Here is a 25,938-nt window from a genome sequence, read left to right as displayed (position 1 = left end):
CTTGTCGGTAATTTGTGAATAGGAGAATTCGCCATGAATCAAACAGAAGCATTTCGTGATTGGCTGTTTCGTTATCGGTATGTCTATCGGTCGCGATCCACGGATAAAAGCAAACAAAGATTTTTGAAGGCACTCATCGCGGATATCATTCCATTTCGCAAAGACCTTCAGGTGATCGAGTATGATCACACGAAAAAAAACGCCTCACGCAATTTGTATGTTGGCGATCTGACCAAAGCAAAACGGATCATCTGCACATATTATGATACACCGCCACAGCATTTCGGTGATTACCATTTTTTTGATCGGCAGGAGCAAGGGCGCAAAACAAATCAATTTATTCTGACTGCTTCAGCAGTGATGATTCTTTTAGGGTTGTTGGGTACCTGGCTTTATATCCACTTTGCCTCAGGGAGATTTCCCTTGCTCTCATGGCAAACAGCGCTTTTTGCTTTAGGAGTCGGTATTTATTTTCTGCTATTAAATCGCGTAAGCCGCGGGGCAGGATTTGAGCAAAATTTGACCCGCAATACCTCCTCTATCTTAGCGCTGCTGTCACTGATCAGTCAAAACAGTCAAACAGCGACTGCCTTCGCATTTCTTGATGAAGGAAGTTACGGAGAACGCGGGTTGGAAGTGTTACGTGATTCAGCAAGGCCGAATGCGAAGATTTATTATTTAGATTCTATTGGTGCCGATGCGCCGATTCGAGCTATCGGCAAGCAATTCAATGAAGGGCAACTGCAGCAGCTGGCGATCGAACACAGCAGTGAAGCAATGGGCAGCATCAACTATCTGTTTTGTGCAGAAAAGCAACAGGATCAGACGTATGTGTTGCCTAGAAAACAATTAAAGCAAAAAGAGCTGAATCTGAGGAATATGCAAAAAGTCCTTGCATTATTTGGTTAGGAAGCGAAAAAGGAGGAACAACATTTGTTAGGAATCGTATTGGCAACTCACGGACAGCTGAGTACTGGTTTTAAAGATGCCGCAGAGGTGATCATGGGCAGTGTCGAAAATATTGCGGTCGTTAATTTGAACCACGGAGAGGATATTCAACTTCTGGGAAACAAAATCCATGAAGCAATCCATGAAACAGATCAAGGGGACGGTGTATTGGTGTTTGCTGATCTATTGAGTGCGAGTCCCTACAATCAGTCGGTTGTAACGATCAATCAATTAGAAGAACCTCTTCAGGAAAAGACGTATGTGATCGGCGGAGTGAATCTGCCGATGGTATTAGAAGCAATCAATCACCAATTTTTGGCGACACCGATTGAACAGGCGGTGGCAGCAGTGATCCAGCAAGGAGAAAACAGTGTGGCGCTTTGGCACAATTCTTCGGCAGGTGATAGTAGCAAAGAAACTGAGGAGGACGATGATTTTTAAAAACGAAAGGATGACAGCAAATGCAATGGGGGTTTCGATGGTACGGGGAAGGGGATACGATCCCGTTAACGAATATTCGACAAATTCCAGGAATGCACGGCATTGTAGGAACACTTCTGAATAAAATGCCCGGAGATGTCTGGGAGATTTCCGAAATCAACGCACTAAAAGCATCAATTGAAAAAGAGCATCTTTCGCTATTAGGGATTGAGAGTGTGGCGATCCACGATGCGATCAAAGCCGGAACAGAGGAACGGGATCACTACATCGATCATTATATTCAAACGATTCGGAATTTAGCAGCTTGTGATGTACATATGATCTGCTATAGCTTCAAACCGATCTTCGGCTGGGCAAAAACAAACCTATTTTATCAAAACGAGGATGGCAGTTTCTCCTTGCTCTATGATCAAGCCGTTGTAGATGATATGGAACCTAGTGAGATGTATACGTTGATCCATAGCCAATCAAAAGGCTTTAAATTGCCAGGCTGGGAAGAAGAACGACTGAAAAAGTTCCAGCGTTTGATGGCAACTTATGAAGGGGTCACTCAAGAGATCCTCTTTGATAACTTAAGCTATTTCTTAAAGCGGATCATTCCTGTGTGTGAAGAAGTAGATGTGAAAATGGCGATCCATCCCGACGACCCACCTTGGGAAATTTTTGGCTTGCCACGGATCACCAAAAATTTAGAGGACTTGAAAAAAATCATGGCCATCGTGGATTCACCTTATAATGGGGTGACGTTGTGCACCGGTTCGTTAGGTGCCGATCCAGAAAACGACATGGTGGAGATCGTTCATGCCTTAAAAGGCCGCATCAACTTTGTTCATTTCCGCAATGTGTTGTTTATGGGGGAACGCAAATTTAAAGAATCTGCCCATCTTTCCACTGAAGGATCGTTAGACATGTATGCCATCATGAAAGCCTTGGTTGAGGTCGGTTTTGATGGCGTCATCCGTCCTGATCACGGACGGACGATCTGGGGGGAAGTGGCGATGCCAGGCTATGGTCTGTATGATCGCGCGATTGGAATCAGTTATCTTCAAGGGCTTCATGAAGCCGTCTTGAAAGAGCAAATGCAATCGAAGGGAGGAAAGAGTGTATGACACTCTATGAACAATTGGCAAAAACAAGGGTGTTGCCTCTTTACACGGCAACAGACCTTACCTATTTGCCAGTAGTAGAATCACTGCTGATTGAGCATGAACTGTATTTTATTGAAGTGACCTTCCGCAGTGACCTTGCTTTAGCAGCGATTGAAGAACTCTCTCGATCGGGCAAATTGATCGTAGGCGCAGGCACGGTACGCACCTTAGAACAAGCGAAAGCAGCAGTTGAGAAAGGGGCGCGCTTTATTGTTTCCCCTGCTCTTGTACCTGATGTGGTGGAATTTTGTCTTGCCGAAAACATTCCAGTATTTCCGGGGACAGCTACGCCAAATGACATTCAACGAGCAGCGGCATATGGCTTATCAGTTGTGAAATTTTTCCCCGCGGATATCTACGGGGGCTTGCCGGCGATCAAAGCCCTCAGCGGTCCGTTTTATGATATTCGATTTGTCCCAACTGGTGGCATCACTCTCGAAAATATGCAAGACTATTTATCTGATCCGCAGGTGCTAGCAGTTGGCGGCTCCTTCATTCTTTCAGAATCATTAGTAAAAGAAGGTCGGGAAAAGGCTGACAGCCATTTGGCGCATGTAAAATCATTGCTAAGTTGAGCAGTCAGCTGTAAATAAACAAGATGAAGCAATGGGTGCCAAAGGATTTTGGTACCATTGCTTTTTTATTCGCAGAAAAGCAAAGGAGGCCATAGGATGGAGAAGATAAAACTGGTGATTTTTGATATGGACGGTTTGATGTTTGAAACAGGTCGTCTAGCTTACCGCGCCTATTTAAGCGCCGCGGAGGAGTATGATTTTGAAGTTTGCCAAGATGTTTATTATTACCTGACTGGCAAAACGGAAGCCGATATTCGTAGAGGGATGCAGGAACTTTATGGCAGTACGGTACCAACGGATCGGTGGCGAGAAGCGATGAATCGTCAGAAAGAAGTGATTTTAGCTGAAGAAAAACGGGTGTTCAAAAAGCCCGGCCTTCTTGAACTGTTGGAAGCATTAAAAAAACAAGATTGCTTGATAGCCGTGGCGTCCTCTTCGTCGAAAGAAAAAATCAAGGCGTATTTTGAAATGGAACAGATGCCAGATTGGTTTGACACGGTGGTTTCTGGGGATCAAGTGCGAAACGGCAAACCTGATCCAGAAATCTTTCTAACAGCTTGCCAACAATTAGGCGTAAAGCCTGAAGCAGCCTTGGTATTAGAAGATTCTCTAGCCGGCATAAAAGCCGCAAAACAAGCCGAGATCCCAGCTTTTCTGATTGCGGATGATTTGAGTGCTTTGCCAGTCAAAAAAAATGGGAAGTATCCTTTGCTTAAACAGCCAAAACTTGAGCAAGAAGTAGCTACACAGGTGAAAACTTTTTCTGATCTAACAGAAGTCAGAGACTGGCTAGTCGTGAATCATTTTTCTTGGGCTTGATCGATATTTAAAGAAGCTTCGATCAAGCAAACGGGCATTAAGCAAGAACATACAGTGCTGTAAATCAGGGATAGTGTTGCGGAATCGATAAAACAACAAAGGTTGATTTTGGCAATTGGTTTCTTCCTGCTCATTTCTCTATGAAGAAGGGGAGCGTTAGAACGTTTTTCACTACTTTCTGGGAACGTGGCAACAGGTTGACTAGAATAACGAGTAAGATTGTAGCAGCTCACTTTATAGGTAAGTGAAGCTGCTTTTTTACGCTATTCCTTCAGCAACGAAAAATGAGCATTGTGTGTTAAGCGGTATTCTTTCGGAGTCAGTGAGGTCAATGCTTTGAAATTTCGATTGAAGGTTCGCACGTTTTGAAAGCCAGCTTGTTCTGCTACTTCCGTAATCGGCAAGAGACTATGGGTCAGCAAAAAAGAGGCATGGCGAATTCTTGCTTGATTCAAAAGCCGAGGAAAGGTGCTTTTCAATTTCTCAGTGATCATTCTGGAAACGTAGACGCTACTATAACCGATACTGCTGCTTAGTTTTTCGAGCGTCAGCTCTTCTTTGAAGTGTGACTCGATATAGGCAAGCAGCTGGATCAGGATATCCTCTTGGTTTTTGGCTGGTAGTAAAGTCGTTTGGTGCTCAAAAAGGTAAAGGACTTGATACAGTGCCGATTTTCGTAAATAGAGGGAATCCGTTTCAAATAAAGGATAATACAGCTGATTTGCGACAGACGGATCAATGGTGATAACGGGATCTGACAAAGCGAAATCTTTGGTTTTGGCATAAAAATCTGGAATAAACTCCGGCGAAAAAACCAGAATATGTAGTTGTGATTCCTTAGGGGTTTCGATGGCATGGGTCTGGTAAGGCATGACTAATAACACTTGGCCAGTTGTAAGGACATAGGGACTTTCTTCGATTTTGACAACCGCTTCGCCGTCACTACAAAAAAGCAATTCAAAGGAACGATGAAAATGTTCCATGTAATTAAGCGAGTAGGGATGGTAACTGGAAACGCCTAGATATTCGCCAAAATGGTATTCTTCTAAAATGGTCACGCAATCTTTCCTCCGTTTTTTGTCTATCGATGTGTGGAAATCGTCCTGTGAATGATAGCGATTCCATTTATAATTATGACAGTTCAGCTGAAGAAAGTAAATAGAACAATGATTAGTGAATATTTTTAAAATGAACTACAGCAGCAAGTTTCTTTTTTTAGTTAGGTATATTAGTAAAGAAAACTTACTAACTGAAAGCTGCTTATTCCTATTGACACTCAGTTGAATCACAAAATGCCAAAAAGGGAAAGAGGAGGAAATTTTTTTGATTACCAATCCGATACTAACAGGCTTTCATCCAGACCCGAGTATTTGTCGTGCAGGAGAAGATTATTACATTGCTACATCGACCTTTGAATGGTTTCCAGGTGTGCGCATCTTCCATTCGAAGGATTTGAAGAACTGGCGCTTGATCAGTACACCAGTCAATCGTGTCAGTCAGTTGAATATGCTGGGAAACCCTGATTCTGGGGGCGTTTGGGCGCCAAACTTAAGTTACAGTGATGGTCGTTTTTGGTTGATTTATTCAGATGTCAAAACACAATCCAATAGCTGGAAAGATGTGAACAATTATTTGATCACCTGTGAAACCATTGATGGGGAGTGGTCAGAACCAATCTATATGAACTCTTCTGGTTTCGATCCCTCGTTATTTCATGACGACGACGGCAAAAAATATTTTCTGAACATGGTATGGGATTATCGCCCGACAAACCATTCCTTTTATGGGATCGCTCTTCAAGAGTTTGATTGGCAAGCCAAGAAATTGGTGGGGCAGCCCAAAATTATCTTCAAAGGAACAGAGCGCAAATTGACTGAAGCACCGGTTATGTATAAAGTAAACGGCTATTATTATTTATTGACGGCAGAAGGTGGCACCAAGTTTGAACATGCAAGTACCATCGCTCGTGGAACGCACATCGAAGGGCCTTATGAAGTTCATCCTCAAAACCCTCTGATCAGTTCCTGGGGACAGCCAGAGATCCTGCTACAAAAAGCTGGCCATGGTTCATTTGTGAAAACGCAGACCGATGAATGGTATTTTGTTCACTTAACAGGGCGAGCGCTGAAGTATCCAGAAACGCCCCTCTTAGAAAATCGCGGCTATTGCCCGCTCGGACGGGAAACAGCGATCCAGTCTGTTTATTGGGAAAATGATTGGCCGTATATCACAGGCGGAAACTTTCCAAAAGAGGAAGTCCCACAGCCACAGCTGCCCGAACATCCGTGGGAAACAGAATCAGGCTTTGATGATTTTGAAGAGGCGTCGTTGGCACCAGTGTTTCAAACCTTGCGGATTCCTTTTTCTGAGGAAATAGGTAGTTTGACCGCACGACCAGGGTACTTGCGCTTGTATGGGCGAGAGTCGTTCAATTCCTTGTTCCATCAAGCACTGGTGGCAAGAAGATGGAGCGATTTTCGTTTCGAAGCAACGACTGCCGTCGAATTTTCACCGACCTCGTTTCTACAGTTAGCAGGCATGACGAATTACTACAATACACAAAACTGGTCGGCGATCTACATCACTCATGATGAGACGAAAGGCAGAATCATCACTGTATTGGCAAGCGAAAAGGGCCAACTGAAGAGTCAAAAAGCACCAGAAGTTGTGATACCAGCCGATGTACAAACAGTCTACTTCAAAACGATCGTTAATTATGCCCACTATCAATACGCGTACTCCTTTGATCAAAAAGAGTGGCAGGTCATCGATCAGCTATTTGACAGCTTGCAATTGTCTGACGACTATGTAGCAGAACATTACGGTGGGTTCTTTACAGGGGCTTTTGTAGGGATGTTTGCGATCGATACGACTGGCAATCGTTTGGCGGCTGATTTTGATTCATTTGACTATCAAAAAATCGAGGAGGAAGAAAGATGAAAAATTGGAAACGGGTCTTACAAACAGCGTCAGTGGCGGGCTTAGCGGCTTTTATGCTTAGTGGCTGCGGGAATGGTTCAGGAAACAGCGGCTCAGATAATAGCGCAACGGGAAGTAGTGGCAAGGATGAACTCGTGGTTTGGACCTTTACTTCAGAATTATCAACGATGATCAATGATTACTATTTGCCGGCGCATGACGATTTGGCCTATGACATTCGGATCGTGGAGATTCCTTCTGACCAATTCGAGACCAAGCTCGATCCGATTCTCGGTTCCAAAGATGCACCAGATGTGATTGCTTTAGAATCTGCCTTTGTCAAAAAATATGTGGAATCAGGCATGATGGCAGACCTTGGTTCACTGGGACTTGATGAAGCCGCGGCAGATACGTATCAATATGTCAAAGACGTAGGGACTTCAAAAGACGGGGTTCTTCATGCCTTGGCTTGGCAAGCCGCTCCTGGCGGGTTTTATTACCGGGCATCGATGGCAGAAGAGCTGCTAGGGATCGATGATCCAGCGGCTGCGCAAGCGGCCTTGTCAGACTACGACAAGTTCTATGAGGAAGCCAAAGCAGTCAAAGAAAAAAGTGGTGGAACCACCTATATGATCTCTAGTGTCCAAGATTTGGCGAAGCCTTTTTATGGTCAACGCGAACATGGCTGGGTTGAAGACGGTAAATTAGTGATCGACGACAGTTTGTATGATTTGTTGGATATATCACGAAAATTTGTAGAAGAAGGCCTGACACAAGATACAGAAGGACAATCAGAAGCTTGGTTTGCTGGAATGAATAGCGACAATGTATTCGGTTATAGTTTGCCGACATGGGGGCTGCACTATTGGTTAAAACCAAATGCGACAGCTGCCGATAACTCCAGCTCAACAGAAGGGGACTGGCGCATGATCCAAGGACCGTCGTCGTGGTTCTGGGGCGGCACATGGATCGGTGCTACGGCAAATTCTGAGATGCAAGAAGAAGCGGCGCAATTGGTGGCTTACTTGACCACAGATCAAGCATTTTTAAAACAATGGGCCGAAGATACCGGTGATTTTGTATCGAATGAGCGAGTCGTTGAAGAAATTAAAAGCGAATACCAAGAGGAATTTTTAGGCGGTCAAAACCACTATGCAGAATTTGCCGATATGGTTCAAGACATCAACGCGAAAATTCTGACCGAGTATGACCAAACGATTGAAACCCTCTTTACGGATAGTTGTTTGACACCATATTCAAAAGGTGAAGTGGATCAGGAAACGGCGATCCAAAACTTTAAAGATGCGGTCGTCAATGCTTATCCAGATGTTCAAGTAGATTAGGTGTTGTTGAAACCGGCACCGAAGACGGGGTCGGTTTCAACCTTTTCTAGGTACTAGGCGCTGCTTAAATGGCTTGTCTTTATAGGCAGAAGTTGACAGTGGAAGAAAAAAATATCAGGGGGATTACGATGCAGAATAAGAGAAGATTTGAACAGTATCATCGCTATGGGCTATTATTTATCGCACCATTTTTTCTAGCATTCTTGGTTTTTCAGCTTTATCCAATTCTCTATACGATTTACCTGAGCTTTACAGATCTAAAAGGGTGGAATCCGACTGCCAATCTTGTCGGACTGGATAACTATCTTGCGATTTTTCGCAACCCGTTATTTTTAAAATCGATCAGCAATACTTTTATTTTGTGGGGCGTAAACTTTGTCCCTCAAATTGGCTTGGCTTTGTTGCTGGCGGCATGGTTTACCAATATCAAGCTGCGCTTGCGGGGGAAAGGCTTCTTCAAAGTCGCTTTTTACTTACCCAACATCATTACTGCCGCTTCAGTAGCAATCTTATTTTTTGTTTTGTTCAGTTTTCCGTTAAGTCCGATCAACCTAGTCTTGCAGCATTTCGGTGTTTTGGACCAGCCCTATGACTTTTTCCGTAGTGAAACGGGCACTCGGCTGATCGTTTCCTTTATCCAATTTTGGATGTGGTATGGTCAGACCACGATCGTTTTGGTTTCGGGCATTTTGAGCATTGATGATGCTCTTTTTGAATCAGCAATGGTCGATGGAGCCAATGATGGTCAAATTTTCCGCAAGATTACGCTGCCTTTGTTAAAACCCATCTTGCTTTATACATTGGTGACGTCCTTGATTGGCGGCTTGCAAATGTTCGATATTCCTTTTTTGCTGACAAATGGCAATCCCAACAATAGCGTCTTAACGATCACGATGTTTATCTACAACCAGGCCTTTACCGGGAGTCGGAATTTCAACGTTGCCGCAACTGCGTCGGTACTATTATTGGTACTTTCAATCGTATTAAGCACGTTATTGTTTCAATTTTTCAAAGAAAACAGCAAAGTGGGGCGAAAATAAATGGAAAATAGCTACCGAGCAAAACGATTGTTGATCTATGTCTTTTTGGTGTTGCTGACCATCCTAAGTATACTGCCGTTTTGGGTCGTCTTAGTCAATGCGACCCGTTCAGCGGAACAGATCCAGCAAGGGCTGTCCTTGTGGCCCGGCGGTAATCTCCAATACAACTGGTCCGTCTTAATGGGCAGAGGCTTCAATGTTTTCAATGGGTTTAAAAATAGTTTCCTGATTGCTGCTGGTGCTACCGTTCTCAATGTGTATTTTTCGGCGTTGACGGCTTATGGCGTGATCGCCTATGAATTTCGCGGCAAGAAAGTCCTGTTTGCTGTCATTCTTGGGCTGATCATGATTCCTCAGCAAATCAGCATGATCGGTTTTTATCAATTTATGAATCGCTTAGGGCTCTTAAATAATTTTCTGCCATTGATTTTACCAGCGATCGCATCACCCGCTACCGTTTTTTTCTTAAAGCAATATTTAGAAACGATCTATCATCCTGATTTGGCAGATTCTGCTCGTTTAGACGGAGCCGGCGAAATCAAAATTTTCCATCGCATCATGTTGCCTTTGATGAAACCGGGCTTAGCTACCATGGCGATTTTCTCGTTCGTGACCTCGTGGAATAATTTCTTGATGCCCTTGATCTTGATCAACGATACGGAAAAGTATACGTTGCCGATGCTGGTCCAATTGTTGAAAACTGATGTTTACCGTACTGAATTTGGCAGTATGTATCTAGGGATCTCATTAAGTATTATTCCTTTACTGCTGATTTACCTGTTTCTATCGAAATACATCGTGGGCGGTGTGACGGCTGGCGGAATCAAAGGATAGCGAGACCCTTTTACCAAAAGAAAACGCTGGACTGAGTTTTCAGTCCAGCATTCACTTAACGGATCACACGGGAGAGATCAAGTGCCGCAAAGCGCAAATCGTTGATATTCAAGAAATGTTTTGCCACTAGAACGTTACCACCAAACAGCGGGGCTTGATCGCCTAATCGGCTGTTTTTGATCTTCGTGTTTTTGGTGAACTGACTGGTCAATTTTTGCTGCAGCGCCAGTAATAAATCAGGAATTTTGCGATAGACCGAGCTGTTGATATAGACTTCTTCGGGATCAGAAAAAGTGATGACATTGTTTAGCCCAATGCTAAGAAACTCAACATTTTGTTGCGCCAATTCGACTGCTGATTTTTCTCCGGCATGGTAGGCTTGTGCGAAGGTATCCGAATTTACGAAGGCAGTTTTTGTATAGTGACTGTAGGTGTCAAACAAGACTTTGTTCGAGGCATATTGCTCTAAGCAGCCTCGATTGCCGCAAGGGCACAAGTTGCCGTGAGGAAAGAGCGTAGAATGGCCAACTTCCCCCGCCATACCGTGAGTACCGGTTTGCAACTGCCCATCAACGATGATTCCGACACCGATCCCGCTATGGACGCTGACGCTCAGTAAATTCGTGGAATCAGAAGAAAAACAGTACTCGCCTAAAGCTGTTAAATTGGCTTCGTTTTCTATATAGACCGCCGTATTGTATTTTTGGCTCAAAGGGGCGATCAAATCAAAGTGTTCCAAGTCGTAGTAGGGGGCAAAGGTGATCGTCTGATTGTGAACGATGCCGTGGATCGCCAAACAGATTCCTACTAATCCATGAGTGGTTTGCGGCATTTGCGGCCAAAATTCTTTCATCATAGAATCGATCGTCGCCAGTACATTTTCTTTGGTGATCAATTCATGGGAATGATCGGCGGAGGCGATCATCTCGCCATTGATATAAGAAAGCATTCCACGAACATAGTTATAGCCGATGTCAAAGGTAACAGCTAAGCTGCTGCGGTGATTGAATTGCAATTGAATCGGTTTGCGACCACCGATCGAAGTGGAATCCCCAATGCCGACTTCGCGCACGAAGTCCGTGTCGATCAGTTTTTTGGTTATTTGAGAAACAGACGCTTTATTGAGATGGGTCAAATTTGACACTTCCGCTCTTGACACATTTTCATTGTCAATGATTGTCTTCAATACAGCCGCTTCATTTTGTTCGCGTATGCCCATTTTATTGATAATCATGTGTTCTCCTCTTCGTAGATGTGATTAGTGTTAGTTTACCGTGCAAATTAATATTGTGCAAGCTGAAGAATAAAGAAAAAACGAAGAATGTAGGAACAGTAGTTTGAGAACGAAAAACCATAAAAGAATCGTTGAAAGCGCTTGACAGGAATGTGAGAATCGTTTACTATCCAATTAGTTAGTTTTGAATGCTAATCAACCGATTGAGGATCAATGGTTAACTGCTTCAAACAGAGGAAGGAGAGAAGAGATGGCTTATTTTTTAGGGTTGGATCTAGGAACAAGTGCGTTAAAAGGCCTAGTTTTTGATCAAACCGGGGAACTCCAAGGAACAGCAAGTGCTGACTATCCATTGTCATCCCCTAGACCGGGGTTCAGTGAGCAAGAGCCGGTGCATTGGCAAGAGGCGGCAGATGAGGTAATCAAAACCTTGATCCAGCAGCTTCCAACGCTGCAGAAAGAATTGATCGGCATCAGCTTTTCCGGACAAATGCATAGTCTTGTTTTACTGGATGAAGAAAACCGGGTCATTCGCCCGGCAATATTATGGAATGACGTTCGAACCACCAAACAATGTCAAGCGATCATGGCATCCTTTGGAGAGGAAATAAAAGCAATCACCAAGAATGTTGCTTTGGAAGGGTTCACCTTACCAAAAGTTTTATGGGTTCAAGAACATGAGCCTGAACATTGGCAACAAGTTCGTCACATGATGCTGCCAAAAGACTACTTGGCTTTTTGGCTGACTGGTAACTATTCGATGGATTATTCTGATGCGGCGGGTACGTTACTGCTGGATATCGAAAAGAAGTGCTGGTCTGAAGCCATTCTAGAAAAATTCGCAATCGCATCGGATTTACTGCCGCCGCTTTTTGAATCAGCAGCGCCAGTAGGGCAAATGCGAAAAGAACTGCAAGAAGCCTTTGGCTTTGAACAAGAGGTGACGATCTATGCAGGTGGCGCAGACAATGCCTGTGCTGCATTAGGGTCAGGGATCATCGCCGAAGGTGTCGGCATGGTGTCGATTGGCACTAGCGGTGTGTTCTTATCCTTTGAAGAAGCGCAAGAGGTTGATTATCAAGGCGATCTACACCTTTTCCGTCATGCGATTAAAGACAAGTTGTATTCAATGGGGGTCACGTTAGCCGCTGGAAATTCCTTAAGCTGGTATCGTGATACGTTTGCCCCAAACCAATCGTTTCAGGAATTGCTTTCAGCGATCAGTGAGGTAAAACCGGGGGCAGAAGGCCTGCTGTTTACGCCTTATATCGTGGGCGAACGCACACCACATACCGACAGCCAAATCAGAGGAAGTTTTATTGGCATTGACACACGGCATCGCGAAAAGCATTTCAGTCGTGCCGTCTTAGAAGGGATCACCTTCTCTTTGAAAGATTCCCAAATGATCATGGAAGAACGAGCACAGCGGAAATTCACCCAGATCGTTTCTGTGGGGGGCGGTGCGAAAAATGCCGAATGGCTGCAAATGCAAGCCGATATTTTTAATGCAGAAATGCTGACTTTATCTACTGAACAAGGTCCAGGTATGGGCGCAGCAATGCTGGCAGCAATCGGCAGTGGCATTTATCCAGATGCAGGTGCTTGTGTTAACGCCTTTGTCAAATATGGCAAAGCCATTGCACCGATTCCTGAAAATGTCGCCAAATACCAAGAAATCTATGCGATCTACCGGACCGTCTACCAGCAGACCGCGCCTATCTGCCATGCGCTGGCGCAAATCGAATAGCGTAATGGCAGCAGGCAATCTGCTTGATCAAAGCGAGGAATCGTTTTTGGTTCTAAATGATTGGAAACAAGTAAGTTAGTTTATTACACTAAAAAACATAAAATGGAGGCAACAACAATGACTTATTTCCCAGAGATCGAAAAAATCCGCTACGAAGGTCCTAAAACAGACAATATGTTAGCATTTCGCCACTACGATGCCGAAGAAGTTGTTTTAGGCAAGAAAATGAAAGATCATCTACGTTTTGCAATCGCCTATTGGCATACGATGACGCAAGACGGCTCTGATCCTTTCGGCGCACCCGTCAACAAACGGACGTGGATCGGTGACACCGAAATGGAAACAGCGAAAAATCGAGTAGAAGCCTTCTTTGAGATTTGCGAAAAATTAGGAGCAGAGTTCTTCTGTTTCCATGATGTTGACGTGGCACCTGCGGGAGAAACGTTAGAAGAATTTTTCCAAAACTTAGACGAAATCACCGATTTAATCAAAGAAAAAATGGAACAAACGGGAATCAAACTATTATGGAATACAGCAAATATGTTCTCACACCCTCGTTTCAACAACGGCGCTGCTTCCACCAATAATGCGGAAGTTTACGCGTATGCAGCAGCCCAAGTTAAAAAAGGCTTAGATATCTCGAAAAAATTAGGCGGTGAAAACTATGTCTTCTGGGGCGGCCGTGAAGGCTATGAAACCTTGTTGAATACAGACATGAAATTTGAACAAGACAACATCGCCCGTCTATTCAAAATGGCGATCGCTTATGGCGAAAAAATCGGTCATAAACCGCAGTTCTTATTAGAGCCGAAACCAAAAGAACCATCAAAACACCAATATGATTTTGATGCAGCGACAACGATGGCCTTCATTCAGCACTACGGCTTAGAAGGAGATTTCAAATTAAACCTAGAAGCCAATCATGCAACATTAGCTGGTCATACCTTTGAACATGAAATCGCTGTTGCCCGCAGCTATAACGCATTAGGCTCACTGGATGCCAACCAAGGAGATATGCTGTTAGGATGGGATACGGATGAATTCCCAACTAACGTTTTTGACTCGACACTCGCTTTATACGAAGTCTTAGAAAACGGCGGCATCGCACCGGGAGGAATCAACTTCGATTCTAAAGTCCGTCGTTCGTCATTTGAAATGGAAGATCTGTTGTTAGCCCACATCGCTGGTATGGATACGTATGCCCGAGCGTTGAAAGCAGCAGCCAAACTAAAAGAAGACCGCTTTTTAGACGAGTTGAAGGAAAAACGATACGCCTCTTTCCAAGAAGGCATCGGAGCGAAGATCGTTGCTGATGAGGAAAGCTTAGAAACACTGACAGATTACGCATTGGCGCATGATCAAATCGAATTAGAATCCAGCCACATTGAATATGTGAAATCGCGTTTGAATGATTACCTGTTTTAATAAGAAACGACTGTCGTTCTGAGGAGCGACAGTTTTTTCACCTAAAAAATATCTTTTGGCAATTGTTACGAATCAACCAAATTATGATACGATAAAATGTAACCGATTTAACTCGGTTTAGGAATTGAAGGAGGCAACTTGATGTTTCACACAAACTTAGATCCTTTCCCAGAAAACTTCTTATGGGGGGCGGCTTCGGCGGCCTATCAAATTGAAGGTGCGTGGGCAGAAGACGGCAAAGGTCCATCGATTTGGGACACCTATGCTCAAATTCCCGGCAATACCTTTGAGGAAACCAACGGCAAAGTAGCGATCGATCATTACCATCGGTACAAAGAAGATGTTGCTCTGATGAAACAAATGGGCTTGAAAGCCTATCGTTTCAGTGTGGCATGGTCACGAATCTTACCTGATGGCGAAGGCGCGGTCAACGAAGCGGGTGTGGCGTTTTACGAAAAGCTGGTGGACGAATTGCTTCGGCAAGGAGTAGAGCCGATTTTGACGCTGTATCATTGGGACCTTCCCCAGGCTTTGCAAGACAAATACTTAGGATGGGAAGGCCGAGAAACAGCAGAAGCATTTGAACGGTATTGTCGGATCCTTTTTGAACGCCTAGGAAAGAAAGTCACCTATTGGGTCACCATGAATGAACAAAATGTCTTCAATTCTCTTGGGTACCGTTGGGCGGCACATCCACCAGGCTTGAAGGACTTAAAACGGATGTATGCAGCCAATCATATCATCAACCTTGCCAATGCTAAGGCGATCAATTTGTTCCATGAGCTGGTTCCTCAGGGCAAGATTGGTCCAAGTTTTGGCTATGGTCCGATGTATCCGTTTAGCTGTGACCCAGAAGATGTGCTGGCTGCAGAAAATGGCGAAGCCTTCAACAACGCGTGGTTTTTAGATGTCTATTGCAAAGGCGAATACCCGAAATTTGTCTACAAGCAATTAGCCAAAGTTGGCTTGGCTCCTGAAGTCACTCCAGAAGATCAAGCACTATTAAAACAGGCAAAACCTGATTTCTTAGGAATCAATTACTATCACGGTGGGACGGCCCAGCAAAACAATTTGCAAAAGCAGTCAGCTGAAAAGAAAGAATTTTCTAAAGTCGATCCGTATTTGATGCAAGCGGCAGCTGGTGAGTTCTCACCCGAAGAAACCATGTTTGCGACAGCAGAAAATCCTCACTTGAAAAAAACGGATTGGGGCTGGGAGATCGATCCCGTTGGTTTCCGCGTAGCCTTGCGACGCATCCAAGCCAATTATGACTTGCCGATTTTTATTACTGAAAATGGGTTAGGCGCTATCGATCAATTGACAGAAGACAAACAGATCCATGACCCCTACCGCATCACCTATTTGCAGGAACATCTGGTGGAACTGCAAAAGGCCATCATGGATGGGGTTGAGCTGATCGGCTATTGTGCTTGGTCCTTTACAGATCTACTGAGTTGGTTGAATGGATACAAAAAACGCTATGGGTTTGTTTATGTCGATCGCGACAATCAAAGCGAACGTCAGTTGGCGCGCATCCCGAAAGATAGTTTTTATTGGTATCAAGAGGTGATTCGCACCAACGGGGCAAGTTTGACAAGTGAAACATGATGTAACGAAGGAGTAGCTGAAAATGGAGGTTGGAAAATGCGTAAAGTGTTGATCGTTGACGATGAAGCATCGATCCGAAATGGACTGCCTCTGATCATCGATTGGGAACGTCTGGGGTATCAAATCGTCGGGTCGGCGGAAAACGGCGAAGCTGGCTTGGCGATGATCCGTGAATTGAAGCCAGACGTTGTGATCGCTGATATCCGTATGCCGGGAAAAAATGGTCTTGAGATGGTGCAAGCAGCATCGGAGGAAGGTCTTTTGTTTTTTGCCATTATTTTGTCCGGCTACTCAGATTTTGACTATGCCAAGCAAGCGTTGCAACTGGGCGCTGTGACCTATTTGCTGAAACCAGTTGATGAAGAAGAGCTGATCGGTATTTTGACGAAAATCGATCAAAAAGCCAAGACCGATCAGCAGAAAAATCAGAAGAGTCAGTTGATGGAGAAATTGTTTGGCGGGGATCCAACGGGGATCAAAGACGCACAAGCCATCAAGCTATTGCGACTTCCCGAGGAGGCAGATGCCCAAAAGCTGGTTGAGAAATTGCAGGAGCAAGTGGCGCAAGTCATCACCTTGATCCATCGGCATCATCGGTATTTGGTTTTGTTAAACGAGGAACGCTTTCCCGACGAGGCGATCGATGCGTGGTGCCGCAAAAAAATGGCTCATCAAGAAATCTTGATCTCCCGCTGGTTTGCGGCGCAAGATAACTTGAAGCCATTGATGATCGATATCCAGACATTGAGTAAATTGATTTTCTTATTTCCCAATCAAGTCATTTCTCACCATGTTTTGGATACGACCCAAGAAGCAGAAGAACGAAGCGATTTGCGTGAAGAATTAGTAAAAGCGATTTTGGCAAACGATCCGTTGGAACAGCCGTTATTCCGCTATTATCAAACCTTTTATCATTCATTGGCATTGGAAGAAGAGATCAAATGGCAAATCAATGGTGACATCGAATGGTTGCAGCATCAAATCAGTGAAAAAGTAGCCTTAGCAATCGAATGGTCGACAGACGAAGTGCATCAGCAGATTTTTCTCGCCCAAACGTTTCCGATGCTGCAAAAGGTCATCGCCGAAAAACTAGCAGCCTTGCAAGCAACAGTCGCCAGCAGTTTGAACCAAATCGATATCATTGCAGAATTGATCCAATATACAAAAAAGCATTATCAAGAAGATTTGACCTTGAAAAAAATCGGGGAACGTTTCAATTACAATAGTGCCTATCTAGGCAAGAAGTTTCGCAAAGAAACCGGTAAAAATTATTTGGCGTTCTTGGATGAAGTGCGAATGGAAAAGGCGGTGGAAATCTTGCGTCATTCCAATCTAATGGTCTATGAAGTCGCTGAATTGGTAGGCTACAGCAATGTTGATTATTTCTACAAAAAGTTCAAACAATACCATCAGGTTTCACCAAATGAGTTTCGGAAAAATGAATAACCACAAAGATGTCCGTGATTTTCTACGGACATCTATTTTTTAGGGTAACGATGACTAAATTGCTTGGTAGGCTTTCTTTTTTTTCTTTTATATAATTTAGATGAAACTGTAAGCGCTTTTTGAACGGAGGAGGAAAAATGACAGATGTACGCCTGTGCTTTGATGTAGGCGGGACCTATATCAAATTTGGGGTTTTTACCGAGAAGAATCAATGGCTGGACCGAGGCAAAATCAAAACCCCGAGTAATACGCGGGATGAATTTTTTGCTGCCTTAGCTGCCAAAATACAAGAAGTCGAGCAAGCGCATGTTATCGAAGCGATCGGGCTGAGTTTTCCTGGTTTCATTGATTCAGTCAATGGCCGAGCGATCATGGCGGGGGCGTTGGCTCCTTTACACGGCTGTGCTGTCGTACAAGAGCTGCAGCAGCGTTTAACCAAGCCCTATCCGATCTGGATCGAAAATGATGCGAAATGTGCTGCTTTAGCAGAACTTTCGACCGGCAATGCTACTGACGTACAAGATTTTGTCATGATCACATTAGGTACCGGTATTGGTGGCGCGCTCGTTCATCAGCGCCAGTTGATTCACGGGAATGGGTTTCGGGCAGGAGAATTCGGGATGATGATCACTGATTTTCAAGCATCTTCTTTTGCGACCCTCCATGATCTAGCTTCAACGAGAGGACTGATTGCTGCCTATCGACGGGCAAAAGCGATTCCTGAATCAGAGGAGATTTTAGGCGAAACCATCATGCAGCAGCGGTCGAGTGATCCTGAAACGCAGGAGATTCTGAAACAGTGGGCACGTTATGTCGCACTTGCGATTTACAACCTAGCTGTCACGATGAATCCCGAAAAAATACTGATCGGCGGCGGCATCAGCCAAAACCCTGATCTATTAGCTATAATCAAACAAGCAATCAATGAGAACCCCCATTGGCCGGATTTCCAAGTGCCGATCGAGACTTGTCGTTACTATAATGATTCCGGTCTGTTAGGGGCGTTGACATTGATCCAACAAGGAGGAAAAAAATGAAATTTTCAGATGGCGGTTGGTTATTTCGTGAAGGATTTGATGTGAAATTTGCGGTGCATGTCTACGATGCCCTTAAAGAAGAAAACAAATTGGTCTTATATCTGCCTTATAGCTATGTCGGGCATAAAGGGGCAACACTGGATGGCGGATTGTTAACGATGGAAGTCACTACCCCTAGAACCAATATCATTGGGATCACCCTCTACAATTATAAGGGAGTCCAAGCCAAAGCCCCCGATTTTGAATTGATGACAGAAGAAATCACTCCTGATATTTCAGAAGATGAGCAATCGTATGTTTTTCGCTCGGGAGACTTGCAAGTCGTGATTAGCAAAGAGGAAAATGTGACAGCTTCGTTTTATTACAAAGACCAGCTGATTACCCAAAGCAAACCTCGCAGTAAAGCCTTAGTGATTGATCCGCAAGCAAATACCCATATCAGCGAACAGTTGACCCTGGATGTGGGAGAAACGATCTATGGTTTAGGGGAACGCTTTACTAATTTCGTGAAAAATGGCCAAAGTGTTGATATTTGGAATGCCGACGGGGGCACTGGTACAGAGCAAGCTTATAAAAATATTCCGTTTTATGTAAGTAATAAAGGGTATGGCGTCTTTGTCAATTCACCAGATCGGGTGCAATTCGAAGTGGGGAGTGAAAAAGTTTCGCGTGTTCAATTCAGCAATCCAGGACAATTGCTGCAGTACTTTGTGATCGCCGGTGATGAGTTAAAACAAGTGATCCAGCGCTACACTGATTTGACGGGGAAACCTTCGCTGCCGCCTGCGTGGTCCTTTGGGTTGTGGCTAAGTACCTCGTTCTTGACGGATTATGATGAACAAACCGTAACATCTTTTGTAGACGGTATGGCAGAACGTGAGATTCCCCTTGAGGTCTTTCATTTTGACTGCTTATGGATGAAGGAATACGAGTGGTGCAACTTCACGTGGGACGAACGAACTTTCCCAGAACCGGAAAAAATGCTGCAGCGCTTGAAAGCCAAAGGATTGAAAATCTGTGTTTGGATCAATCCTTACATTGGGCAAAAATCCCCCTTGTTTGACGAAGGGATGGCCAATGGCTACTTTTTGAAACGCGCCAATGGAGATGTCTGGCAATGGGACAAATGGCAAGCAGGTTTGGCGATCGTCGACTTCACCAACCCTGAAGCGGTCGCTTGGTACAATAGCAAGCTGCGTGCCTTATTAGACATGGGTGTGGATTGCTTCAAAACGGATTTTGGGGAACGGATTCCCACCGATGCGGTATACTATGACGGCTCTGATCCAGAAAAAATGCACAATTATTACGCCTACCTATACAATAAAGTCGTCTTTGACTTGCTGAAAGAAGTCAAGGGAGCAGAAGAAGCCATCGTTTTTGCGCGGGCAGCTTCGGTTGGTTCGCAACGTTTGCCTGTACACTGGGGTGGCGACAGTACCTCAGATTATCCATCGATGGCAGAGTCACTGCGAGCAGGTCTGTCCTTTGGGTTAGGCGGCTTTGGGTATTGGAGCCACGATATCTCTGGATTTGAAGCTGGCTCAACCCCAGACCTTTACAAGCGCTGGACACAATTTGGTCTGCTGTCTTCCCATAGCCGTTACCATGGCAGCTGGGAATACAAAGTGCCATGGGTTTATGACGACGAAGCCGTGGCGGTAGCCAAAGCCTTCACCAAGTTAAAATTGTCCTTGATGCCTTACTTGCAAGCCCAATCGGTGCTAACTGCTCAAACGGGGATTCCGATGATGCGGGCGATGGTCTTAGAGTTTCCTGAAGACGAGATGACCCATCATTTGGATCGCCAATACATGCTGGGGGAACACCTTTTAGTTGCGCCCATTTTTAATGATCAAGGAACGGTCTCCTTTTACGTACCGAAGACGAAGGGGCATTGGATCGACTATTTATCTGGCAAAGCTTACGAGGGCGGACATTGGTACCAAGAAACCTATGATTATTTCCACTTGCCACTGTTAGTCCGACCAAATCAACTGATTATCGAAGGCCATGAACAAACCAAAGCAGTCTATGACTATGCCCAACATCCAACGATCCATCTCTTTGATCCACAAGACAAGACCACTGCTGCTATCTATGATCACCACGGTGAGTGGATTGGCGAGGTGGCTGTCGAAAGAGTCGATCAAGAACTGATCGTCAAGCTGACTGGCATCCAGCAAGCATCCTTGCAGATTCACACGACTGCTGGAAAAACGAGCCATGAGCTGACGGCTGACCAAACCACGATAAAGGAGTTCTAGATGCCCATGCGAACCATCATGAATCCAATTTTGCCTGGATTTCATCCAGATCCCAGTATTTGCCGTGTCGGTGAAGACTTTTATCTGGTGACGAGTACCTTTGAATATTTTCCTGGATTACCAATCTATCACAGTAAAAACTTGGCAGACTGGCAGTTGATTGGCCATGGACTTTCGCGACCTGAGCAGCTGCAGTTATCGACGGAAAATCCCAATGCTTTTGGTCTGTATGCCCCAACCTTGCGTTTTATCAAGGACCGCTTTTACCTCGTTTGTACCAACGTTGGCGCAAACGAAGGAAGAGAAGGCAACTTTCTGATCTGGACAGATGACATCGCCGGTGAATGGTCTGACCCGATTTGGTTGGACACCCCTGGGATCGACCCGACGATTTTCGCAAATCACGATGGACAGACCTATTACTTAGGAACCCATAAGGAGATCTATCTGCGGACGATCGATTTGGCTTCTGGAGAACTAGGCCCGCGCCAAAACATTTGGACGGGCAGCGGAGCGGCTGATCCAGAAGGCCCCCACTTGTATAAAAAAGACGGCTATTACTACCTGTTGATCTCCGAAGGCGGAACGTCCTATGGGCATATGCTGACCATGGCCCGCAGCCGTTCCTTGACGGGACCCTACGAAGCATGCCCCAACAATCCAGTGATGACCAATCGCAGTACGAATTTGCCATTGCAAGCCGCAGGGCATGCGGATCTCGTGCAAGATACTAAAGGCAACTGGTGGGCAGTCTGTCTAGCAGTACGCCCCATCAGCTATCCTTTGAGGCATTTGTTAGGGCGGGAAACATGCCTACTGCCAGTGGACTGGTCAAACCCATGGCCGGTGTTTGGCGAGGAAGGTCATTTACCAGAAACCATTCAGGTAGACACAGCGGCAGCACTAAAGGAAACACGAAAGGAGAGCAGCAAGCCTGATTACGTGACTTTATTCGAATGGGACCCAACATTGATTGAAGAAGAGCCACATGGCTTCTTGCTGCATCCTAATCAGACGGGTCTGTCTGATCAAGGCAAACTCGCCGCAGTGTTCCAACGACAAACCGCCTTTGAGCAACAATTTCAGGCAACCTTTGATTGTCGGCAACTAACGGATGGACAAGCAGGATTGACGGTTCTCTTAAATGCCACCCATCACTATGAGGGTTACCTTGAAAAAACGGCATCTAGTCAGAAGCTGGTTTTCCGCCGACAAATCGGTTCCTTATGGAAAGTGGAAGAGAAACTGCCTTATGCAGCAGATATGGTCACCTTGCAGCTGAGCGCCGATAAAGAAACCTATCGTTTTTCTGTTCTTGATGAACAAGGACAAGCACAGCCTTTAGGCAGTGGAGAAACAAAATATCTGACTACTGAAGTCGGTGGTGTCTTTACTGGAATCATGGTGGGCTGTTACGCCAGTGCTTCTTCACCACAACAAACCGTTCGTGTGCGGGATTTCTAATCAATCAAAAGCCCCCCTTCGATTTCTGAAACAGGAATCGAAGGGGGGCTTTACTGTTTTAGCGAGGAGAAAATGAATCTTGGCTTAGATCGTGGATCCGCAAGGTGACTTGTGTGCCGCTGCCCAACACACTCTCGATCGTTAAGCCGTATTCAGGTCCATAAAACATTTTGACCCGATGATTGACATTGGCTAGCCCAATGTTCTTTTTGGCATGGGTGGAGGGCGTCTTGATTTTTTGCTGCAAGTGTTCAAGTTTTTCTGGCGGTATCCCGCTGCCGTTGTCTTGTACCACGATCACCAGATCATGGCCGTCTTTAGTGATCGTCAAACGGACAAATCCTGGATAGGTGATGCCTTCCAAGCCATGGGAGATGGCGTTTTCCACCAATGGCTGAATCAGGAGGGGCAATATTTGGACTTCTTTTTGGTCGATCTCATTGGAGACTGAATAGGAAAAGTTGACTCGATCACCAAAGCGCATCCGCTGGATCTTGACATACACGTGAACGGCATCTAAGGACTCTTCTAAACTCGTTCGCTTGGTCCCGTGGGCTTCTAGCGTATAGCGCATCGATTTTGCCAGTAATTTGATGGCATAAACGACGTCTGAATTGCCAGAAGTCAGCGCCATCATGCGAATCGTTTCTAATGTGTTGAACAAAAAGTGGGGATTGATCTGCCCCGCTAAGATATTAAATTCCATTTTCTGCTGCTGAGTCAATAGCTCTTGCTGTGCCAAACGCGAACGGTAGATCTCTTCTTCTTTTTTCTTGATTCGTTGAATGATCTTATGGAAATCAAGAGAGATCTGTGAAATCTCGTCTTCGCCGCTAATATTTTGAAAGAAATCATAATCCTCGATCGAGGCAAAGTAGACCGCCTGCTGCAGTTGAGAGATTCGTTTAGTAAAGAATCGAGCAAACAGAAAGACGATGATGAAAGTAGTGATCAAAATCACCAAAACGATCGTGCTCCAACGGATCAGATTGGCACGTAGATTGCGATAGGCATTGGTATCCGCACTATAAATCGTGATGATATCTTCTTTGTTACTCATGGGTAAGGTGCTTTTGGTCAGCATCACCTTGGTACCATCATTTTTTAAAAAGGCAGCACTCGTTTGCGGCTCAGAAAGAGCTGTCAGCTGTCCCGGTTCCCCAACTTGATTGATTTTGTCGCTATAAAAGATGACATCATCATTTAACTGTAATTCCAATTCATAGGATGAATTACGAAGTCGGTTACTGAGATAATTGTAATCGACTTGGATCTCCAAAACGGCAGTTTCTTTTGATAAAGGCAAAGGCAACGTTTTATAAAGACTCAAACGATTTGCTTTGTAATCCTCTGGCATCGTCATCAAAAAAGCATCGGGTTGCTTGAGAGCTCTTTGGTACCAGGCGGTCGCTTGAATCGTGTCATCTGCCTGTTGAAAATATTTATAGTTCGGAATGGTTTGATTCGTCGTATAGATGGTTAATTTCGCAATCGAGGTTTGAAGATTTCTGATCTCATCTAGCTGATCATAGCTATTGATGTCCACGATCGCTTCTTGGTCGTCAAGGTAATTGGCAGTTAAAAGCTGACGTAGATGAGTATCGTTTGATAAGGAACTCGCCGTGTTGGTCAGCGTGTTTGTTGTATCAAAAAGAACAGATTTGACACGCTGAGCATTCAACTCTGCCAAGTGTTGGTAATTGCCTGTCAGCTGTTTGGTTGAATCGTAGACCAATAAGAGACCAATAGTCACTGTGGATAAAAAAACAACAGGTAGATAAAGAATGAACAATTGTCGCCGAATGGAAAACTGACTCAGACGACGAAAAAGTGAGAGATGACTGATTCTTTTCATGCTTGTTGATTACGAAAGATAGAAAGCAACAGGAACGAGCTACAATAAATAACAAAAGAAAAACCAAAAATCAACAAGAGGAATTTAAACAACGGTAATAAAACAACAAAACAAAACGCAGCGATAGGAATAAGCGCGAGAGCTAACGAACGGATAGGGTCCGCGATCGGTAACAGAAACGCGTTTTTTAATGTTTGCCTAAAGCTGTTTTCATAACGTCCAATTAACGCGAGGCAATAGACTAACACAATAAACAGATAAATAGCTGTAACTATTAGAACGAAGGCAAAAATACTGGCAAGAATGGTTTTTGAGGAAAACCAAAACAAGCTACTATACAGTAGTGCTACCATGGGCAACCCAAGAAGGAGAAAACTACCGGTTGCTTTCATGAAGTTTGCTCGTAGCGCTCGGACATAGCCCACGATCAATTCACCACGCTCTTCATCCGCATAACGAATCGTCACTTCATAAAGGGCAGCTGTCGCAGCTCCAATCGTAATAATTGGCAAACAGCTAATGATATATAGTAAATTTAACAATGTGAATTGTGAAAAAACGGTGGTTATTTTGTACAGTTGACCATCAGGATTGTACTTCATTTTTATCCCTCCAAAATTGATATATTCCTATAGTACTCGCAAAAAACAAATATTGAAAGCCTTACCATTTAGGTGTCTTTTATCTGAAACCTTGATATATCAGCATTCTTTATAAATAAAAGAAAAATAAAGTCTAAAATGTACGGATTGACCTCTATTTTTAACAGGTGGCAAATAAGATTTCAGGTGCTAGTATTAAAAATGTAAAAGCGGTTACAAAAAAGGGGGAGGAAAATGGAAAGTAAATTAAGCAGTGTCCCAAGAAAAAATAAGCGGGTGACACGAGAAGGGAAGATTTTGTTTTTATGTATCGTTCCCTTCCTGATTCTCGTGTTTTTGTTCTCTTATTTTCCTTTGCACGGATGGATTTATTCACTTTATGATTACAAACCAGCATTAGGTTTAGCGCGCAGCGAGTTTGTAGGCTTCAAATGGTTTCGACTTCTTGTCTCTAGTCCAACACAAGTGGATCAGATCGTACAAGTAATGAAAAACACCTTTGCCATGAGTTTTTTAGGGATCGCCACTTCGATCCTACCAGTAGGCTTCGCCATTTTACTGAACGAAATCAAGTGCAAATGGTTTAAAAACTTGGTCCAAACGCTGACCACGCTGCCAAATTTTATCAGTTGGGTTTTGGTGTATACGATCGCCTTTAGCTTGTTTTCTTCAACAGGGCTGGTAAACACGTTGCTGCAAGAATGGGGCTTCGTTACCGATCCAGTCAAATTTTTGGATAGCGGCAATCATACATGGCTGATGATGTGTCTTTGGAATATTTGGAAAGGCTTGGGCTGGGGTGCCATCATGTATCTGGCAGGCATTTCAGGAATTGACCCCGAATTGTATGAATCGGCACGAATCGATGGGGCGAATCGTTTCCATCTAATGCGTCATATCACACTACCTGCCTTGATGCCGACGTTCCTTGTGATGCTGATGCTGTCTATCGCCAACTTGCTGAACAACGGGATGGATCAGTACTTTGTTTTCCAAAATGCATTCAATCGAAATACGATCCAAGTCCTTGATTTGTATGTCTACAATTTGGGGATGGGCGGAAATAGTCTATCTCTGGCTACCGCGATCAGTATGCTAAAAAGTGTCATTTCTGTTGCCTTGTTAGCCATCGTCAATATTGCTTCGAAAAAAATTCGGGGGACTTCCATTATTTAGGAGAGGAGGA

21 protein-coding genes are annotated in these 25,938 nt (G+C 44.4%); 17 read left to right on the top strand and 4 right to left on the bottom strand.

Translation table 11 applies throughout. The annotated features are described in order from the left end of the window. The first annotated feature begins 33 nt into the window (after positions 1–33). From CO692_RS04380 to CO692_RS04360, 5 genes are all read left to right on the top strand, one after another. Positions 34–909, top strand: a complete 876-nt coding sequence (locus CO692_RS04380) for a hypothetical protein (RefSeq protein WP_081117904.1) — start codon at positions 34–36, stop codon at positions 907–909. A 24-nt stretch (positions 910–933) separates the two neighbouring features. Continuing rightward, positions 934–1,389 (top strand): PTS sugar transporter subunit IIA, encoded by a 456-nt coding sequence (locus CO692_RS04375; protein ID WP_096741654.1) that lies wholly within the window; start codon positions 934–936, stop codon positions 1,387–1,389. Between the two features lie 20 nt (positions 1,390–1,409). Further along, the gene (gene uxuA, locus CO692_RS04370; protein WP_096741653.1) at positions 1,410–2,498 is read left to right on the top strand and encodes a mannonate dehydratase; all 1,089 of its coding nucleotides are present in this window, start codon (positions 1,410–1,412) and stop codon (positions 2,496–2,498) included. After that, positions 2,495–3,112 carry a bifunctional 4-hydroxy-2-oxoglutarate aldolase/2-dehydro-3-deoxy-phosphogluconate aldolase gene (locus CO692_RS04365; RefSeq protein WP_096741652.1) on the top strand — a complete coding sequence of 206 codons (618 nt, stop codon included), beginning with the start codon at positions 2,495–2,497 and terminating at the stop codon, positions 3,110–3,112. Before uxuA ends, CO692_RS04365 begins: the two co-directional genes overlap by 4 nt. A 96-nt stretch (positions 3,113–3,208) precedes the next feature. After that, entirely contained in the window at positions 3,209–3,931 is a 723-nt protein-coding gene (locus CO692_RS04360; RefSeq protein WP_096741651.1) for an HAD family hydrolase, read from the top strand. A gap of 263 nt (positions 3,932–4,194) precedes the next feature. Here the strand turns inward: CO692_RS04360 and CO692_RS04355 are convergent, their stop codons facing one another. After that, positions 4,195–4,989 carry an AraC family transcriptional regulator gene (locus tag CO692_RS04355; protein ID WP_172634710.1) on the bottom strand — a complete coding sequence of 265 codons (795 nt, stop codon included), beginning with the start codon at positions 4,987–4,989 and terminating at the stop codon, positions 4,195–4,197. Between the two features lie 265 nt (positions 4,990–5,254). Between CO692_RS04355 and CO692_RS04350 the strand changes: the two genes are divergently transcribed. The 4 genes from CO692_RS04350 to CO692_RS04335 all read left to right on the top strand — a co-directional run bounded on the left by CO692_RS04350 (position 5,255) and on the right by CO692_RS04335 (position 10,067). Next, the gene (locus tag CO692_RS04350) at positions 5,255–6,871 is read left to right on the top strand and encodes a glycoside hydrolase family 43 protein (RefSeq protein WP_096741650.1); all 1,617 of its coding nucleotides are present in this window, start codon (positions 5,255–5,257) and stop codon (positions 6,869–6,871) included. Then, positions 6,868–8,193, top strand: coding sequence for an ABC transporter substrate-binding protein (locus tag CO692_RS04345; RefSeq protein WP_087664632.1), 1,326 nt, complete (start codon positions 6,868–6,870; stop codon positions 8,191–8,193). Before CO692_RS04350 ends, CO692_RS04345 begins: the two co-directional genes overlap by 4 nt. A gap of 128 nt (positions 8,194–8,321) precedes the next feature. Further along, complete coding sequence (locus tag CO692_RS04340; protein WP_096741649.1) at positions 8,322–9,233, top strand: carbohydrate ABC transporter permease; 912 nt, start codon at positions 8,322–8,324, stop codon at positions 9,231–9,233. Next, on the top strand, positions 9,234–10,067 hold the full coding sequence (locus CO692_RS04335; protein WP_005228444.1) for a carbohydrate ABC transporter permease: 834 nt from the start codon (positions 9,234–9,236) through the stop codon (positions 10,065–10,067). It abuts the gene before it with no gap. 55 nt (positions 10,068–10,122) lie between these two features. On the opposite strand, the gene CO692_RS04330 is transcribed toward CO692_RS04335, so the two are convergent. Further along, positions 10,123–11,301 (bottom strand): ROK family transcriptional regulator, encoded by a 1,179-nt coding sequence (locus tag CO692_RS04330; protein WP_096741648.1) that lies wholly within the window; start codon positions 11,299–11,301, stop codon positions 10,123–10,125. Between the two features lie 250 nt (positions 11,302–11,551). Here CO692_RS04330 and xylB point away from each other — a divergent pair, with 250 nt between their 5' ends. From xylB to CO692_RS04295, 7 genes are all read left to right on the top strand, one after another. Then, positions 11,552–13,048, top strand: coding sequence for a xylulokinase (gene xylB, locus CO692_RS04325; RefSeq protein ID WP_077452032.1), 1,497 nt, complete (start codon positions 11,552–11,554; stop codon positions 13,046–13,048). A 117-nt stretch (positions 13,049–13,165) separates the two neighbouring features. Beyond that, complete coding sequence (gene xylA, locus CO692_RS04320) at positions 13,166–14,473, top strand: xylose isomerase (RefSeq protein ID WP_096741647.1); 1,308 nt, start codon at positions 13,166–13,168, stop codon at positions 14,471–14,473. A 141-nt stretch (positions 14,474–14,614) separates the two neighbouring features. After that, complete coding sequence (locus CO692_RS04315) at positions 14,615–16,081, top strand: glycoside hydrolase family 1 protein (protein WP_096741646.1); 1,467 nt, start codon at positions 14,615–14,617, stop codon at positions 16,079–16,081. Between the two features lie 36 nt (positions 16,082–16,117). Then, entirely contained in the window at positions 16,118–17,527 is a 1,410-nt protein-coding gene (locus tag CO692_RS04310; protein ID WP_096741645.1) for a response regulator, read from the top strand. 137 nt (positions 17,528–17,664) lie between these two features. Then, the gene (locus tag CO692_RS04305; RefSeq protein ID WP_096741644.1) at positions 17,665–18,564 is read left to right on the top strand and encodes an ROK family protein; all 900 of its coding nucleotides are present in this window, start codon (positions 17,665–17,667) and stop codon (positions 18,562–18,564) included. Further along, entirely contained in the window at positions 18,561–20,831 is a 2,271-nt protein-coding gene (yicI, locus tag CO692_RS04300; RefSeq protein ID WP_096741643.1) for an alpha-xylosidase, read from the top strand. Before CO692_RS04305 ends, yicI begins: the two co-directional genes overlap by 4 nt. Further along, the gene (locus CO692_RS04295; RefSeq protein ID WP_096741642.1) at positions 20,832–22,295 is read left to right on the top strand and encodes a glycoside hydrolase family 43 protein; all 1,464 of its coding nucleotides are present in this window, start codon (positions 20,832–20,834) and stop codon (positions 22,293–22,295) included. It begins immediately after the preceding gene. 58 nt (positions 22,296–22,353) lie between these two features. Here CO692_RS04295 and CO692_RS04290 read toward each other — a convergent pair whose 3' ends face one another. Continuing rightward, a complete protein-coding gene (locus CO692_RS04290; RefSeq protein ID WP_096741641.1) occupies positions 22,354–24,150 on the bottom strand; it encodes a sensor histidine kinase in 1,797 nt (598 codons plus the stop codon). Continuing rightward, on the bottom strand, positions 24,147–24,752 hold the full coding sequence (locus tag CO692_RS04285) for a YesL family protein (RefSeq protein WP_096741640.1): 606 nt from the start codon (positions 24,750–24,752) through the stop codon (positions 24,147–24,149). The genes CO692_RS04290 and CO692_RS04285 overlap by 4 nt, the downstream gene beginning before the upstream one ends. 234 nt (positions 24,753–24,986) lie before the next feature. Between CO692_RS04285 and CO692_RS04280 the strand changes: the two genes are divergently transcribed. Next, the gene (locus CO692_RS04280; protein WP_005228459.1) at positions 24,987–25,928 is read left to right on the top strand and encodes an ABC transporter permease; all 942 of its coding nucleotides are present in this window, start codon (positions 24,987–24,989) and stop codon (positions 25,926–25,928) included. Positions 25,929–25,938: the final 10 nt, after the last annotated feature.

This window comes from Enterococcus sp. FDAARGOS_375 (assembly GCF_002393265.1).
GTDB classification, from domain to species: Bacteria; Bacillota; Bacilli; order Lactobacillales; family Enterococcaceae; genus Enterococcus_D; species Enterococcus_D innesii.
The sequence above is the reverse complement of the archived record's forward strand: the minus strand, read 5'-3'. Positions and strand labels throughout refer to the sequence as shown.